Origin of the sequence: Streptomyces sp. ITFR-21 (assembly GCF_031844685.1) — a bacterium.
In the GTDB taxonomy this organism is placed as follows: domain Bacteria; phylum Actinomycetota; class Actinomycetes; order Streptomycetales; family Streptomycetaceae; genus Actinacidiphila.
The window spans coordinates 452,850-467,432 of the sequence record NZ_CP134605.1 but is presented as its reverse complement, the minus strand read 5'-3'; the positions used below and the strand labels follow the sequence as shown (position 1 = coordinate 467,432).

At 73.8% G+C, this 14,583-nt stretch carries 14 protein-coding genes and 1 pseudogene; 3 read left to right on the top strand and 12 right to left on the bottom strand.

Translation table 11 applies throughout. From position 1 onward, the window contains the following. Positions 1-80 precede the first annotated feature (80 nt). The 6 genes from RLT57_RS02045 to RLT57_RS02020 all read right to left on the bottom strand — a co-directional run bounded on the left by RLT57_RS02045 (position 81) and on the right by RLT57_RS02020 (position 6,261). On the bottom strand, positions 81-1,070 hold the full coding sequence (locus RLT57_RS02045) for a zinc-dependent alcohol dehydrogenase family protein (RefSeq protein WP_311295634.1): 990 nt from the start codon (positions 1,068-1,070) through the stop codon (positions 81-83). Then, positions 1,067-1,948: a carbohydrate ABC transporter permease gene (locus tag RLT57_RS02040; protein ID WP_311295633.1), complete on the bottom strand. Its 882-nt coding sequence runs from the start codon at positions 1,946-1,948 to the stop codon at positions 1,067-1,069. Before RLT57_RS02040 ends, RLT57_RS02045 begins: the two co-directional genes overlap by 4 nt. After that, positions 1,948-2,919 carry a carbohydrate ABC transporter permease gene (locus tag RLT57_RS02035; RefSeq protein WP_399127864.1) on the bottom strand — a complete coding sequence of 324 codons (972 nt, stop codon included), beginning with the start codon at positions 2,917-2,919 and terminating at the stop codon, positions 1,948-1,950. Before RLT57_RS02035 ends, RLT57_RS02040 begins: the two co-directional genes overlap by 1 nt. 5 nt (positions 2,920-2,924) lie before the next feature. Continuing rightward, on the bottom strand, positions 2,925-4,289 hold the full coding sequence (locus RLT57_RS02030) for an ABC transporter substrate-binding protein (RefSeq protein WP_311295632.1): 1,365 nt from the start codon (positions 4,287-4,289) through the stop codon (positions 2,925-2,927). 229 nt (positions 4,290-4,518) lie between these two features. Then, complete coding sequence (locus RLT57_RS02025; protein ID WP_311300535.1) at positions 4,519-5,280, bottom strand: DeoR/GlpR family DNA-binding transcription regulator; 762 nt, start codon at positions 5,278-5,280, stop codon at positions 4,519-4,521. 516 nt (positions 5,281-5,796) lie between these two features. Continuing rightward, positions 5,797-6,261, bottom strand: a complete 465-nt coding sequence (locus RLT57_RS02020) for a MarR family winged helix-turn-helix transcriptional regulator (RefSeq protein WP_311295631.1) — start codon at positions 6,259-6,261, stop codon at positions 5,797-5,799. A 768-nt stretch (positions 6,262-7,029) separates the two neighbouring features. Between RLT57_RS02020 and RLT57_RS02015 the strand changes: the two genes are divergently transcribed. Next, complete coding sequence (locus RLT57_RS02015; RefSeq protein WP_311295630.1) at positions 7,030-7,386, top strand: VOC family protein; 357 nt, start codon at positions 7,030-7,032, stop codon at positions 7,384-7,386. Between the two features lie 9 nt (positions 7,387-7,395). Here the strand turns inward: RLT57_RS02015 and RLT57_RS02010 are convergent. Continuing rightward, positions 7,396-7,851: pseudogene (locus RLT57_RS02010) on the bottom strand (metallophosphoesterase family protein); the annotation flags it as partial. A 204-nt stretch (positions 7,852-8,055) separates the two neighbouring features. Next, a complete protein-coding gene (locus tag RLT57_RS02005) occupies positions 8,056-8,469 on the bottom strand; it encodes a DUF2795 domain-containing protein (protein ID WP_311295629.1) in 414 nt (137 codons plus the stop codon). A 166-nt stretch (positions 8,470-8,635) separates the two neighbouring features. On the opposite strand from RLT57_RS02005, the gene RLT57_RS02000 reads away from it, so the two are divergent. Together RLT57_RS02000 and RLT57_RS01995 are read left to right on the top strand one after the other, a co-directional pair. After that, a complete protein-coding gene (locus RLT57_RS02000) occupies positions 8,636-10,378 on the top strand; it encodes a CYTH and CHAD domain-containing protein (RefSeq protein ID WP_311295628.1) in 1,743 nt (580 codons plus the stop codon). Positions 10,379-10,547: 169 nt separating this feature from the next. Next, positions 10,548-10,865, top strand: a complete 318-nt coding sequence (locus RLT57_RS01995; RefSeq protein WP_311295627.1) for a hypothetical protein — start codon at positions 10,548-10,550, stop codon at positions 10,863-10,865. A gap of 137 nt (positions 10,866-11,002) precedes the next feature. On the opposite strand, the gene RLT57_RS01990 is transcribed toward RLT57_RS01995, so the two are convergent. The 4 genes from RLT57_RS01990 to rfbB all read right to left on the bottom strand — a co-directional run bounded on the left by RLT57_RS01990 (position 11,003) and on the right by rfbB (position 14,526). Next, on the bottom strand, positions 11,003-11,533 hold the full coding sequence (locus tag RLT57_RS01990; RefSeq protein WP_311295626.1) for a hypothetical protein: 531 nt from the start codon (positions 11,531-11,533) through the stop codon (positions 11,003-11,005). 155 nt (positions 11,534-11,688) lie between these two features. Further along, on the bottom strand, positions 11,689-12,411 hold the full coding sequence (locus tag RLT57_RS01985; RefSeq protein WP_311295625.1) for a G1 family glutamic endopeptidase: 723 nt from the start codon (positions 12,409-12,411) through the stop codon (positions 11,689-11,691). Positions 12,412-12,661: 250 nt separating this feature from the next. Beyond that, positions 12,662-13,540 (bottom strand): dTDP-4-dehydrorhamnose reductase, encoded by an 879-nt coding sequence (rfbD, locus tag RLT57_RS01980; protein WP_311295624.1) that lies wholly within the window; start codon positions 13,538-13,540, stop codon positions 12,662-12,664. Beyond that, a complete protein-coding gene (gene rfbB, locus RLT57_RS01975; RefSeq protein WP_311295623.1) occupies positions 13,537-14,526 on the bottom strand; it encodes a dTDP-glucose 4,6-dehydratase in 990 nt (329 codons plus the stop codon). The genes rfbD and rfbB overlap by 4 nt, the downstream gene beginning before the upstream one ends. Positions 14,527-14,583: the final 57 nt, after the last annotated feature.

Genomic DNA, 14,583 nt, shown 5'->3' with positions numbered 1-14,583 from the left:
CCCGGCCGGTCGCCGCGCGGGCCGCCCGAGCGGGCGGAACGCGGGCCGCCTCCCCGCGACGGCACGCGTTCCGCGGCCGGTCAGGGGGTGACCTGGATCTTGCGGCCCCGGCCGGCCCGGAACCGCTCCAGGGCGCCGGCGTAGTCGGCCAGCGGCAGCCGGTCGCTGATGAACACCTCCGGGTCGAGCACCCCGGCGGCGAACAGCTCGGCGGCCCGCTCGTAGCTGTGCAGCACCGCCATGGAGCCGGTGATGGTGATCTCCTGGTTGTAGACGCGGTACGGCTCGATGACAGCGCGCGCGGCGTAGTCGGCGACCCCGAACTGCAGATACGTGCCGCCCCTGCCGACCCGGCCGAGCGCGTCCTGGATCGCCTCGGCGTTGCCGGTCGCGTCGATCACCACGTCCCAGCCGCGGGCCCGCTCGATCTCGTCGGCGCTCACCGCCGCCGCGCTGCACCCGAGGGCCCTGGCGGTGCCCAGCCGCTCCTCGTTGACGTCCACGACGTCCACCGTCGCGGCGCCGGTGCGCTTGGCCAGCTCCAGCATCATCAGGCCCATCGTGCCGGACCCGTAGATCAGCACATGGCTGGCCAGGCTGCTGCGCAGCACGTCGTAGCCGCGGACCGCGCAGGACAGCGGCTCGATCAGCGCCGCGTCCCGCGTGCGGACGTGCGGCGGCAGCTTCACGCAGTTGGCGGCGGGCGCGACGGCGTACTCGGCGGCGCCGCCCGGCGCCGTCACCCCGATCGCCGCCCACCGCTCGCACAGGTTGTTCCGGCCGAGCCGGCAGTAGTGGCACTGGTGGCAGTACAGCGACGGGTCCACCGCCACCTGGTCGCCGACCGCCAGCCCGGTCACCAGGCCGCCGACGGCGACGATCTCCCCGGCGAACTCATGACCGGGCACGATCGGCAGGGTCGGCGCGAACTCCCCCCGCAGGATGTGCAGATCGGTCCCGCACAGGCCGCACGCGGCGACCCGTACCACGACGTCGGACGGGCCCGGCGCCGGGTCCTCGACGGTCTCGACGCTCACCGCGCCGGGGGCGCTGATGACGGCTGCCTTCACTTGACGGCTCCAAGGGAGAGGCCCTGGACGAGCTTGTCCTGGGCGGCGAACCCGGCGGCGAGCACCGGCAGGGAGATGCACACGGCGGCGGCGCACACCTTCGCCAGGAACAGGCCCTGGCTGGTGACGAAGCCGGTCAGGAACACCGGCGCGGTACCGGCCACCACACCGGTCAGCACCCGGGCGAAGAGCAGTTCGTTCCAGCTGAAGATGAACGAGATCAGCGCGGTGGCCGCGATGCCCGGTGAGACGATGGGCGCGACGATCCGCACCAGTACCGTCGGCAGGCCGGCGCCGTCGATCGACGCCGCCTCGATGACCGCCACCGGCACGTCGGCCAGGAACGACCGCATCATCCACACCGCGATCGGCAGGTTCATCGAGGTGTAGAGGACGACCAGCAGCCAGATGTCGTCCAGCAGCCCGGTGTTCTTCGCGATCAGGTACACCGGCAGCAGCCCGGCGACCGCCGGCAGCATCTTCGTGGACAGGAAGAAGAACATCACGTCGGTCCACTTGCGAACCGGCTTGACCGACAGCGCGTACGCCGCCGGGGTGGCCAGCAGCAGCACCAGCACGGTGGAGGCCAGGCTTGCGGTGAACGAGTTGACCAGCGGCGGCCACGGGCTGACGCCGGTGCCGGCGCCGAAGAACTCCCGGTAGCCGTGCAGCGTCAGCGGCGCGCCCAGCCTCGGCGGGTTGGTCGCCGCGTCCTGCTCGCCGTGCAGCGAGGTGAGCACCATCCAGGCGAACGGCAGGAAGAAGACGATCCCGCACACCCAGGCCAGAAGGCCCAGCAGCGCGCCGCCGCGCCGGGGCCGGGGACCCGGGCCGGACCGCCGGGCGGCCCCAACGGCGGTGACTACGGTCGGGGCCATCAGCCGATCTCCTCCCGGAACAGCGACGAGACGGTCCGCAGCGCGAAGGTCGCCACGATGATCGACAGCACCACCACGATCACCCCTTCGGCGGACGCCTGGCCGTAGTCGTGGGCCTGGTAGAAGGTGGTGTAGACGGTGTACGGCAGGTTCGCGGTGCCCAGGCCGCCTGAGGTGAGGGTGAAGACCGCGTCGAAGTTCTGCACCACGTAGACCGTGCCGAGCAGCGCCGCCAGCTCCAGGTAGCGCCGTAGGTGCGGGAAGGTCAGATAGCGGAAGACGTGCCAGGTTCCGGCGCCGTCCACCCGGGCCGCCTCGGTGACGTCGGCGGGGCGGCTCTGCAGCCCGGCCAGCAGGATCAGCATCATGAACGGCGTCCACTGCCACACCAGCGACGCCTCCACCGACAGCAGCGGCATCACCGACAGCCAGTCCGGCTGCGGCGCCGAGTCGCTGCCGAACAGGCTCCACACCCAGGTCAGCGTCCCGTTGAACAGGCCGTAGGTGGCGTTGTAGAGCGCGTGCTTCCACAGCAGCGCGGACGCCACCGGCACCACCAGGAACGGGGTGATCAGCAGGGTGCGCACCACGCCGCGGCCGGCGAACCGCCGGTCCAGCAGCAGTGCCAGGCCGAGGCCGAGCAGCAGGCTGACCGCCACCACGGTCACGGTCAGCACCACGGTGGTGGTCAGTGCCGAGCGCAGCCGCGGATCGGTGAACTCCGCCCGGTAGTTGCGCACCCCGGCGAAGCCCCGGTCACCGGGGTCCAGGGAGTTCCAGCGCATGAAGGAGATCACCAGGGTGCCGACGAACGGCAGCTGGGTCACCACGACCATGAACACCAGCGCCGGCAGCAGCGGGGCGCGCCGCGCCCAGCCGCCGCGCGGCCGGGCGGCCGGCGGGGAGGTGGCCGCCCGCCCGGTCGCGGTCCGCGGCGCGGGCAGGCGCCGGACGGCTTGAGGGCTGCTCACGGCCGTCACTTCCCCGCGTACTTGTCGGCCACCTTCTCGGCCAGCGACTGACTCGCCTTCAGCGCGTCCGGCACGCTGGTACGGCCGGCGATCGCCGAGCTGAGCTGCTGGGAGACCTGGGTGCCCAGGTCGGTGAACTCCGGTATGCCGACGAACTGGATGCCGGGCGCGGGGCGCGGCTGCACGCCCGGGTCGTCCGGGTCGGCGGCCTCCAGCGCGGCCAGGGTGGGCTCGGCGAAGGCGGCCGAGGCGGCGACGTAGCGCGGATCGGCGTAGGTGGAGGTGCGCTTGCCGGCCGGTACCCGCGACCAGCCGAGCCGCTCGCCGACCAGCTGCTCGTAACCTTTGCCGGATGCCCAGGAGATGAACTTCCAGTCGTCGTCCTGGTGCTTGCTCGCCTTCTGCACGCCCCAGGCCCAGGTGTAGAGCCAGCCCGAGCTCTTGGTCTGCTCGACGGGCGCCGGCGCGTAGCCGAGCTTTCCCGCGACCGGGGAGTCGGACGCCTCCAGCGCGCCGGCCGCGGAGGTGGCGTCATACCACATGGCGACCTTGCTCTGCTCCAGGTCGTTGAGGCACTCGGTGAAGCCGGACTGCGGCGCCCCGGCCTCGCCGTGCCGGCGGACCAGGTCCACGTAGAACCGCGTGGCCCTGGTGAACTCCGGGCTGTCCAGTCGGGCCTGCCAGTCCTTGTCGAACCAGGTGCCGCCCATGGTGTTCACCACCGTGGTCAGCGGCGCGAGCATCTCGCCCCAGCCGGGCTGGCCGCGCAGGCAGATGCCCTTCATACCGGGCTCGGCGCCGTCGGCCTTCGCGGCGAGGTCGGCGACCTGGGTCCAGGTCGGGGCGGCGGGCATGGTCAGGCCCTTCGCCGCGAACACGTCCTTGCGGTACATGAGGAACGACGACTCGCCGTAGAACGGCTCGGCGTAGATCCGGCCGCCGACGGACAGCGACTCCTGCATGGCGGGCAGGATGTCGCCCTGGTCGAAGGAGGCGTCGGCCCCGGCCCGGTCGGTGAGCGGCGACAGCCAGCCGTTCTTGGCGTAGAACGGCGTCTCGTAGTTGCTGATGGTGGCGATGTCGTACTGCCCGGCCTGGCTGGAGAAGTCCTGGGTGAACTTGTCGCGGGCGTCGTCCTCGGGCAGCACGGTGAAGTTCACCCTGATCCCGGTGGTCTTGGTGAAGTCGGCGGCGGTGAGCTTCTGCAGGTCCACCATCTGGGGGTTGTTCACCATCAGTACGTTGATGGAGTGCGAGCCGGAGCCGCCGGAGCCGCCCGCCCCGGAACAGGCCGCGGCCAGCAGGGTGCCGCAGACGGCCAGGGCGAGCGGGGGGAGTAACCGGCGGGTGGTTCCCGTGGTGTGTGTCATGACGCGTCCCTTTCATGACAGGGCGAGGGAGTGGGGGGAGAGGCGCGGTGCGAAGGGGGAGGCGGATGAATGGGGATGAATGGGGACGGAGGTGGACGGGTGGGGACGGGGGAGGGCGGGGCCGGCCGGGCATGGGGGTGGCCCGGAAGGGCGTGCGGGAGCGGTAGGGGGAGTCGGGATCCGGGCTCGGCGGCGGCCCGGTGTGTCGGGGGCGGGGCGGGCCCGCGGGTCAGACCCTGAAGACGCGCGGGCCGAGCAGGGCGTAGCGGTGCGCCTCGGCGCCGGACAGGCCGCTGTCGGTGACGATGGCCTCGAAGTCGGCCACTTCGGCGAAGCGGCAGAAACTGCTCGCGCCGAACTTGCTGTGGTGGCCCATGAACACCCGCCGGCGCGAGACCGCCAGTGCTTTGGCCTTGACGTCGGCGACGACCGGATCGGGTGTGGTCAGGCCCAGTTCCCGGGAGATGCCGTTGGACCCCATGAAGGCCAGATCGATCACGAAACCGGACAGCATCGCGCAGGCCCAGGAGCCGACGGTGGCCAGGGTCCGGGCCCGGACCCGGCCGCCGAGCAGCAGCACCGTGGTGTTGGGGGAGTCGGCGATCGCCGCCGCCGTCGACAGCGAGGCGGTGACCACGGTCAGCGGCCGGTCGCCCGGCAGCAGCGCGGCGAGGATCTGCGGGGTGTAGCCCTCGTCGACGAACACCGTCTCCGCCTCGCCGAGCAGCTTGACCGCCTCGGCGGCGATCCGGCGCTTGTCGGCGACGTGCAGGGTGACCCGCTGGGCCAGGTCGGTCTCGAAACCCGCTCCCTCGACCGGGTAGGCCCCGCCGTAGGTACGGCGGACCAGCCCCCTGCGCTCCAGCACGCCGAGATCGCGCCGGACGGTCTCGGGCGCCACCGCGAGCTCGGCGGCCATCGCGGTGACCTCGACCTCGCCCCGATGGCGGGCCAGCGCGAGGATGCGGTGCTGGCGCTCCTGGGCCCGCATGACCGCCACCTCGCTCTCCCGCTCGTCCGCCGATCCGGGCAGTTCCTGCCCGGTATTGCCCGCAGAAGATTTATACCAACGGGCCAGGGCCTGTCCGCGGTCCGTAACGGATGACAAACGGCCCGGTTCGGCCCGGACCGGAAGTGGACGGCCGCAGCTGGACGGGCATGGTGCGGGGAGCGCGTGACACCGGTCACCCAGTGGTGCGTTGGGATCGCCCGGTTCGGACCCTGCCCGGTTCCGGGCGCCCGCCCGGCCCGCTGAGGCGGCGGGGGAGCACGGGACCGGCCGCGGCGCGGTCCGCGCTCCGGCGCGGCAGGCAGAACACCGCCTTCGCCGGCGGGCGAAGGCGGTGGATGAGGTGGCGCGGGCTCAGAGCCGCCTATCCGGCAGAGTCCGGGCGAAGGCGGCACCCGGCGCCGGCTCGGGGCCGCTTCCCGGTGGCCCTCCCCCGCGGGCAGTCCTCCCCTGGCGGCAACCCCTACCTGGCGGTGGGACCCGCTGGCCGGGGGCCGGTCACAGTGCGGCCGGGCTGCGGATCTCCTCGACGGCCGCGACCAGCGGTGCCAACTGCGCGTCGAGGGCCGCCTGGTCCAGTGCCTCACGCAGTGCCGCGCTGTTGGTGGGCCGGGCCGCCTCCAGCAGCTCCAGACCGGCCGGGGTCACGTCGGTGTAGATGCCGCGGCGGTCGGTGGGGCACAGGTAGCGCGACAGCAGCGCGCGCTCCTCCAGCCGGGTGACCAACCGGGTGGTGGCGGACTGGCTGAGCACCACCGCGTCGGCCACCTGTCTCATCTGCATCCGCCCGCCCTTGCCCTCGTGCTGCCGGCTCAGCACGTCGAGCAGCGAGTACTCGCGTACGCTCAGGCCGTGTCCGGCCTGGAGTGCCCGCTCGATGTGGGATTCGATCCGGCCGTGCAGCACCGACAGGGCGCACCAGCTGTCGGCCAGCGCGGTCAGTGCCGGGTCCGTAGCGGTCATGACTGCCTCCAGGGACGGGCGCGCGACCGGGGGGCGGGCGGCGCATACCGGCAAGTATAGTGCGTATGTGATAACCAGCGTCCGCAACTATTGTCATTGAAGATTAGCGGCTTACGCAGCGTATCCGCCGTCGCCCGCTGACGCACCGGGTCGAACCCGAAAAAAGATGTCACCGCCTGCCGGACCACTGCCCCGTGCGCACCCTCCGGACCCGCCGGCACCTCTCGGGGTGGCGCCCGGTGCCGCGCCGGCGGGTCCGGAACGGTCCGGGCGGGACCGCTGCGCGTCCGCCGCCGCGACCGGGTCAGCCGGTGACGCGGGCCGCCTCGGCGATGAGGCCCGCGACGGCCTCCGGGTGGGAGACCGGTGACACGTGCGAGGAGTCGATCTTTTCGACGTGGGCGCGGGCGGCCCGGGCCGTCACCCGCTGCTCGGCCGGCCGGATGATCAGGTCCCGGGAGGGGATCGTCCCACACCGGGACGCCCGAGGGCCCCTCGAACGCCGGCGCCGCCACCGGGCGCTGCGTCGCGGCCAGCTGCTTCTGCCGCGCCGCGGGCACGTCCGGCGCGAAGGCGGTCCTGACCGGCTCCGGCTTGAGGTACAGATCCGCGTCACCCGTCGGCGGCCCCGATTTCGCCGTCCGGGCGGCCTCGTACGTCCCGGGGTAGCGTCCGACCACGCCGCCGCCCGTGGAGTGGCCGACCAGGACGACGTCCCGCAGGTCGGGTCCCGACGCCACCCCGAGGCGATGGCATAGGCTCGTCGCCATGGCCGTGGAGTGGGAGCAAGTGGTGGTGGACGCGGCGGATCCGGTGGCGCTCGGGCGCTGGTGGGCCGACGCGCTGGGCTGGGCCGTGGTCAGCGACGACGCCGACGAGTACGAGATCAGGCCCGCACCCGACCGGCTGCCGGGCCTGGTTTTCGTCCGGGTCGACGACCCCAGGACGGTCAAGAACAGGCTGCACCTCGACTTCCGCCCCGACGACCGCGACGCCGAGGTCGCGCGCTTCCTCGCGCTCGGCGCCCGGCGCGCCGACGTCGGCCAGGGCGACTCCCAGACGTGGGTGGTCCTCGCCGACCCCGAGGGCAACGAGTTCTGCGTCCTCGGGGCCCGCGCCCGCTGACCGCGCCGCTCAGCCCCCGTCGGGGTCCAGGTGGTAGACGGCGAAGGCGCGCAGCACCGGCTGGGCCACGGTGCGGACCGTGACGCCGCCGACCGTGGTGCCGTGCTCGGTGCCCGCGTGGGCGTGGCCGTGGACGGCCAGGTCGACCTTGCCCGCGTCCACCGCCTCGGCCAGCAGACAGCCGCCGAGGAACGGGTAGATCTCCACCGGCTCACCGGCGAGCGTGTCGGGGACCGGGGAGAAGTGGGTGAGGGCGGTCCGCAGCGCGCAACCGGTGTCGGACAGCTCGTCCAGGGCCCGGCGCGAGCTGTCGGCGCTGCGCCGGGTGGCCCGGACGAACGCCTTCATCTCCGGCTCGCCGAACTCCCCCGCGCTGCGCCCGGCGAACCCGCCGCCGAAGCCCTTGGACCCGGCGATGCCGAGCAGTGTGCCGTTCACCGCCGGCGTGGTGGCGGCGCCCTCCATCCCCTCAGGCGCGGGCGATACGGCGCGGCTCCGCCGACGGGCGCGCGAGCGGGAGGAAGGGGAAAGGGGGCCCAGGGGAGGGGTGGCGGTTCGGAGGGCGGCCCGTGGGGTCCCGGCACCCGCTGCTCGCCGCCGGTCAGGGCAGTCCCCCCGCGGGCGGTGTGCCCACCGCGCCCCCCGCGGACCGGCCGTCCGGGGGCGCGGTCAGTCCCTGCGGTCCTCGACGCCGAAGCCCAGCGCGCGGACCACCGCCTGGACGTTCGGGTAGCGCTCGTGCTCCGGCAGCCCTGCCACCCGGTCCACCAGCGCGTCCGGCGCCCGGTGCCGCCGCAGGGTGCCGAGCAGAACCGAGCGCCCGGCCGGGTAGATGTCCCGCTCCAGGTGCCTGGCCAGCTCGCTGCGGACCGACACCCCCTCGGGGGTCATGCCGGCGGGCGCCGGCGCGCCAGGACCGGAGGCGGCACCGGACTCGGCCACCGGCTGGTCCTCTCCCGACGGCTGCGGCTCGTACGCCTCGTCGACCCGGGTCCCGCGGTTCGCCTGGAGCTCGCCGTGCAGCTCCTTCTTGAGCTCGTCGTCCCGCGCGAAGCCGGTCTTGTTGGTTCCCTGGTCCGTCATGGGCTGTGGCCTCCCTCGTCGTCCGTCCCCGGCGGCTACCCGGACGATTCCCCCCCGAAACGGATACCGCGCCGGGTGCCCGGGGCAGTCGCGGCCGGCCGGGGATCCGGGCCGACGACAGGCCCCGGGGCCGAATGACGCCGCCCGGGTCGGGCACGCGCACCACATGACGACCACCGACATCGAACAGGAAACCAGGTTCGAAGGGTCCGGGGTGTTCGACCCCGAGCGCCTGCGCGGGCTGCCGGGCGTCTCCCGGGTCCGCGAGGAGCAGCTTGAGGAACTGGACGCCCTTTACTACGACACCGCCGGCCTGCGGCTGCTGGCCCACGGCATCACGCTGCGCCGCCGCACCGGCGGTCACGACGCGGGCTGGCACGTCAAGCTGCCCGCCGCCGCCGCCACCGCCGCCGGCGACCGCGGAAACCGCCGGGAAATCCACGCCCCGCTCAAGGCGGGCAAGGCGGGCAACGTGCCCGGCGAACTGAACCGCCACCTCAAGGCGTACACCCGCGGTGAGGAGCTGGTACCGGTCGTGCACCTGCGCACCCACCGCGGGCGGTACCTGCTGCTGGACCGGCGGGAGCGCTGCCTGGCCGAGGTCGCCCACGACCGGGTCGCCGCCCAGGTGCTCGGCACCGAACGGCTGCACCCCGCGGGCAATGGCCGCGGCGCCGCACCCGCCGGCGGGAGGAGCCGGCGCGCCGGTACGGATCGGGACGCCGCCGCGAAGACGCTCACCGTCGTGAGGCCGGGCCCGGGGGCGGAACCCGCCGCCGGCGCGGAGCCGGCCCGCGGCGCCGGGTGGGCCGGCGGACACCTCGCCGGCTCCGGGACCAGCACACAGGTCACCCACTGGACCGAGATCGAGATCGAGAAGGACCAGGGCGGCGCCAAGCTGATGCGGGCCGCGGCCGAGCTCCTGCAGGACAGCGGCTGGCACGCCTCGCCCAGCGCCCACAAGCTCGGCCACGCGCTGGCGGGCGGCCTGCCGGAGGAGTTCGGCGACCCTGAGCCCGGCCGCCGCCCCAAGGCCGGCTCGGCCGGCGAGGCGGTCATGGCCCGGCTCGGCGACCAGCTTGGCGTACTGCTCCGCGGCGACGCCGCGGTACGCGCCGACGAGTCCGACGCGGTGCACCGGATGCGTTCGACCGGCAGGCGGCTGCGCAGTGTGCTGCGCGGCAGCCGGCGGGTGCTGGACCGGCGGCGCACCGACCCGGTTGCGGCCGAGCTGCGCTGGCTCACCGGGGTGCTGGGCAGCTCCCGCGACCACGAGGTGCTCGCCGCCCAGCTCCGGAAGCAGGCCGGCGCGCTGACCGACCCCGCGGACAAGGCGCTCGCCCGGCGGATCGGCGCCCAGGAGACCGAACGCCACCGGGCCGCCCAGCGGGCGGCGGTGCGGGCCCTGGACTCGCCGCGCTACCACGCGCTGCTCGACGCGCTGGAGAACCTGCAGGCCGAGCCGCCGCTGCTGGGCAAGGCGGCCGGACCGGCCGCCGAGCACCTGGGCAAGGTGGCCGCGCGCGACCGGCGGCGGCTGGCCGGCCGGATCACCGCGGCCATGGAGGCGGGCCGCGGACCGGCCGGGGACCGGGCGCTGTACAAGGCGCGCAAGGCGGCCCGCAGGTCCCGGCACACCGCGGAGGCCGCCCTGCCCTACGGCGGCCGGAAGGCCGCCCGCCTGCGCGACCGCACCAAGGCCCTGCAGCAGGTCCTGGGCGACCACCAGGACGCCGTGATGGCCCGCGCCGCACTGCCGGACCTGGCCGCCGCCGCCCACGCGGCCGGCCTGGACACCTTCGGCTACGGCCGGCTGCACGGCCTGCAGAACGCGCTGGCCCGCGCCGCCCGCGACCGTCTCCCGGCCGCCTGGGACAAGGCCGCCGACCCCGCACTGGCCCGCTTCTGACCGGCTGCCGCGCCTCCTGGCGGCGGCGGCCGGGAACCGGCGCCCGGTGCCCGTACCGCCCGGCCAGGCCCGCGTCGGGGGCCCGCGTCGGGGGCCCGCGCCGGGGGCGGTTCGCCGTACGGTCGAAGACCGAGGCGTCCGATTCCATCCACTGGGCAGGTGTCCCCGCATGACCACTTACGTCGTCACCGTTCCCGGCACGTTCCTCGACACCCCGCCCGAGGGGGCGCGGGAGGAGCTGGTGCGCGCCTTGCGCTCGGCCGACCCGCAGGGAACCGAGCTGGGCGAGGCCGAGGACCTGGACATCCTCACCGTCTACGAGGGCACGCCCGCGTTCAGTCTGCACCTGGAGGTGGAGGCGGACACCAAGACGGCGGCCGGCGACAGCGCCCGCGAGCTGGCCTCGGCGGCCCTGCGGACCGCGGGGATCCCGGACGGGTCGGCGCCGCTGGGCGAGCCGGTCATCACCGGCATCGCCGTGGAATGAGCCGCCATGCCCCGCCCCGCCCCGGTGAGCCGGGGCCGCCGGCGCGCCGCCGTGCCGTACGCCCGCCGGCGTGCGTACCGGCCGTGCAGCCTGCCGGCGGGCCCGCCGGGTCGGGCGGGCCCGGTGGATCAGGTGGATCAGGCGGATGAGACGGCGACGTTCACGTAGGTCACCTTGATCAGCGAGGGCCGGGCGCTCGCGCTGGTCGGCGCGGGGACGAAGGCGACCGTGCCGGTGCCGGAGCAGGGCAGGTTCAGGCCGACCGGGATCTTCGCCGGCACGCCGTACGCGCTCAGCTGGAGGATCGAGCTGACCGAGGTCGCCGCGCCGAACTCCACCAGCGCGTGGTCCGCCGAGTCGCCGGTGAAGCCCGAGGTCGGCGCCGGGTCGGGGACGAACTGCACCGCGACGGTCTGGTCGGCCACCGGGTGGCCGGTCGAGGCGGTCGTCACCGGTCCGGCGCAGACGACCTTGACGACGGCGCCGACGTTGACGCCGTTGACCAGGCCGCTGAACGCCTGGTGCGGGCCGATCGGCCTCGGTACCGGTGTCGGCGAACCGCTGTCGGCCGCGGCCGACGCCGTACCGGCGGTCACCGCCGCCAGCGCCAGCGCGGCCACCGCCGCGCCGCCGCGTGATCCGGACATTCCCTGGTGCTTGCCGCGCATGTCAGCCTCCGCTGTGGGGGGAAACGGTGTCGGAGCAGCAGCATGCTAGCTCTGCGTCACAGAAGCGGAACCCGTTGTACGGCGAGGTGCCGGTCGCCCGTGGCACGACCGGCACCTCGTCATTGACACCAGGTGGTGTCAGTGGAACGCGCGGTTCAGCTGTGGTTCCAGGTGACGCTGAAGGCGGTGCCGCCGGAGAGCGCGGAGGTCGTCGCCTTGGTGGTGCTGCCCGACGCCATGTTGATCTTGTCGGGGCCGTAGTTGCCGATCGCCTGCCCGTTCGCGGTGGCGTTGCTGAACGACGCCGTGCTGAAGTGGGCGAGCGGGAGCACTCCGGAGCTGCTCGACGGCGCCTCGGCGATGACCTCCGCGGAGGCGTCGGCAAGGCCGCTCTGCCGCTTGGTGGTGGTCTTCGTCCAGCCCTGGGTGGTGTCGGACAGGGTCAGGGTGTACGTGGTCCCGCTGACGCTGACCGTGGCGGTGAAGTGGTCGCCGGCGCTGACCGCGTTGCTGTAGTTCACCGGGTAGGCCGGGTACATCTCGTACCACGAGTAGTACTGCGCGCGGCCACCGGAGCAGTCCGCCTCGCTGCCGGTCTGTTCCACGGAGTTGCTGCCGTCACCGTCGAGCCCGATCCAGAACGACGAGTACGCGGTGCTGCTGGTGCACGTCACCGACGGCTGCACCCAGCTGGCCGAGACGCTGGTGAAGGTGGCGCCGGTGGCCGCGTAGCCGGCCCAGTTGGAGCTGGTGCTGTGGGTGATGCGCCCGTCGGGGCTGATGACGCGGTGACGTGCGAGCGGTGCCAGCCTGATGTGGCCGGCGGTGGCGGCGGCGCCGGGTGTGGCCGCCAGGGAGGACAGGAGTGCCGCTGCCACGGCGGATACGGCGGTAAAGCGCATGGTTGCCGACATGCTGCTCCTTCTCGCGTGACTGGCGCGGACTGGTGGGGTTTCCGTGGCGCCAGTGCATGACAGTGTGCAGTCAATCGGGTGCCGAAGTGCTCAAGGTCTGAGCCAACGATCGGCAAAGGTCATGTCAAGTACCCGGGAAAAACGGGCGAATCGAGCACCGCGGGGCTCCCGGGCGTGGGCCGGTGGCCGACCCGGGGCTGCTTCTGACGTACCGTCAGTCGACCCGGGTGGCCCGCAGCAGCGGCAGCGCCGCCGCCAGGTCCGGGTACCAGCCGGGCAGTGGCCCGAGCCCCGCCCGCGCCCAGCCGCGGTGGCCGAGCACGCTGTACGACGGCCGGCGGGCCGGCCGCGGAAAGCGGTCGGAGGTGGTCGGCCGGACCCGCTCCGGATCCAGCCCGGAGAGCTCGAACACCGCGCGGGCCAGTCCGAACCAGGTCACCTGCCCGCTCGCGGTGCCGTGGTAGATCCCGCCGGGCGCCCGCCCGGTCAGCGCCGCCTCGCCCAGCGCGGCCAGCCGCACCGCCAGCGAACGGCTCCAGGTGGGCTGCCCCAGCTGGTCGTCCACCACGTCCAGGGTGTCGCGGCGCTCGGCCAGGTCCAGCACGGTGCGGACGAAGTTGCGGCCGTGCTCCCCGTACAGCCACGCGGTCCGCACCACGAACCCGCGCTCCGGGAGCAGCTCGCGCACCGCCAGCTCGCCGGCCAGCTTCCCGCGCCCGTATCCGCCGAGCGGGCCGGTGGGGGAGTCCTCGGCGTACGGGGTGTCCGCGTCACCCGCGAAGACGTAGTCGGTGGAGACCTGGAGCAGCGGTACCCCGTACCGCGCGCACGCCTCCGCCAGCCGCCGTACGCCGTCCCCGTTGACCCGGGTGGCCGCCGCCTCGTGCTGCTCGGCGCCGTCCACGTCGGTCCAGGCGGCGGCGTTGACCACCAGGTCGTGCCCGGCGACCGCGGCGTCCACCGCGCGGCCGTCGGTGATGTCGAGGTCGGCCCGGACCAGGCCGGTCACGGACGCCCCGGGGACGGCGCCCAGTACCGTGGTGAGGTCGCGGCCGAGCATGCCGGCCGCCCCGGTGACCAGCCAGCGCGTCATGCGGGCAGTACCGCCTTCTCCTTGAGCGGCTCCCACCACTGGCGGTTGTCCCGGTACCAGGCCACGGTGTCGGCCAGCCCCTCGTCGAATCCGGTCAGCGGCTCGTACCCCAGCTCGGCCCGGATCTTGCCGATACCCAGCGAGTAGCGCAGGTCGTGGCCCTTGCGGTCGGCGACCTGCGCCACCATGTCCCAGCCGGCGCCGCAGGCCCGCAGCAGCCGTTCGGTCAGCTCGCGGTTGGTGATCTCGGTGCCGCCGCCGATGTGGTACACCTCGCCGGCCCGGCCGCCGTGCAGCACCAGGTCGATGCCCCGGCAGTGGTCGGAGACGTGCAGCCAGTCCCGGACGTTGCGCCCGTCCCCGTAGAGCGGCACCTTGCGGCCGTCCAGCAGGTTGGTGACGAACAGCGGGATCATCTTCTCCGGGAAGTGGTAGCGCCCGTAGTTGTTGGAGCAGCGGGTGACGGTGACGTCCATGCCGTGGGTGCGGTGGTAGGCGAGCACCATCAGGTCCGAGGCCGCCTTGGAGGCCGAGTACGGGGAGTTCGGCGCGAGCGGCGACTGCTCGGTCCAGGTGCCCTCCGCGATCGAGCCGTACACCTCGTCGGTCGAGACGTGGGCGAACCGGCCCACCCGGTGCCGCAGGGCCGCGTCCAGCAGCACCTGGGTGCCGAGGACGTTGGTGGTCACGAACGGCGAGGCGTCCGCGATGGAGCGGTCCACGTGCGACTCGGCGGCGAAGTGCACCACCGCGTCCTGGCCCGCCATCACCGCGTCCACCACCTCCCGGTCGCGGATGTCGCCGAGCGTGAAGGAGTAGTCCGGGTGCCCGGCCACGTCGGCGAGGTTGGCCGCGTTGCCCGAGTACGCCAGGCTGTCCAGGACGGTGACGCGGGCGCCCGGGCCGGACGGCAGCTCGCCGCGGAGCGCGGCCCGCACGAACTGTGATCCGATGAACCCGGCGCCGCCGGTGACGAGGATGCGCATGAGACCGCCATGCTAGGACATGGACCGGGACAGCCGCGGACGGGCCGGTGGACAGCG

Coding starts and splice junctions, on each gene's coding strand:
- RLT57_RS02005 (WP_311295629.1), bottom strand. CDS start 8,469: ATGACGGACCAGGGAACCAACAAGACCGGCTTCGCGCGGGACGACGAG.
- RLT57_RS01995 (WP_311295627.1), top strand. CDS start 10,548: ATGACCACTTACGTCGTCACCGTTCCCGGCACGTTCCTCGACACCCCG.
- RLT57_RS02015 (WP_311295630.1), top strand. CDS start 7,030: ATGGCCGTGGAGTGGGAGCAAGTGGTGGTGGACGCGGCGGATCCGGTG.
- RLT57_RS02030 (WP_311295632.1), bottom strand. CDS start 4,289: ATGACACACACCACGGGAACCACCCGCCGGTTACTCCCCCCGCTCGCC.
- RLT57_RS02025 (WP_311300535.1), bottom strand. CDS start 5,280: ATGCGGGCCCAGGAGCGCCAGCACCGCATCCTCGCGCTGGCCCGCCAT.
- RLT57_RS02000 (WP_311295628.1), top strand. CDS start 8,636: ATGACGACCACCGACATCGAACAGGAAACCAGGTTCGAAGGGTCCGGG.
- rfbD (WP_311295624.1), bottom strand. CDS start 13,540: ATGACGCGCTGGCTGGTCACCGGGGCGGCCGGCATGCTCGGCCGCGAC.
- RLT57_RS02040 (WP_311295633.1), bottom strand. CDS start 1,948: ATGGCCCCGACCGTAGTCACCGCCGTTGGGGCCGCCCGGCGGTCCGGC.
- RLT57_RS01990 (WP_311295626.1), bottom strand. CDS start 11,533: ATGCGCGGCAAGCACCAGGGAATGTCCGGATCACGCGGCGGCGCGGCG.
- RLT57_RS02020 (WP_311295631.1), bottom strand. CDS start 6,261: ATGACCGCTACGGACCCGGCACTGACCGCGCTGGCCGACAGCTGGTGC.
- rfbB (WP_311295623.1), bottom strand. CDS start 14,526: ATGCGCATCCTCGTCACCGGCGGCGCCGGGTTCATCGGATCACAGTTC.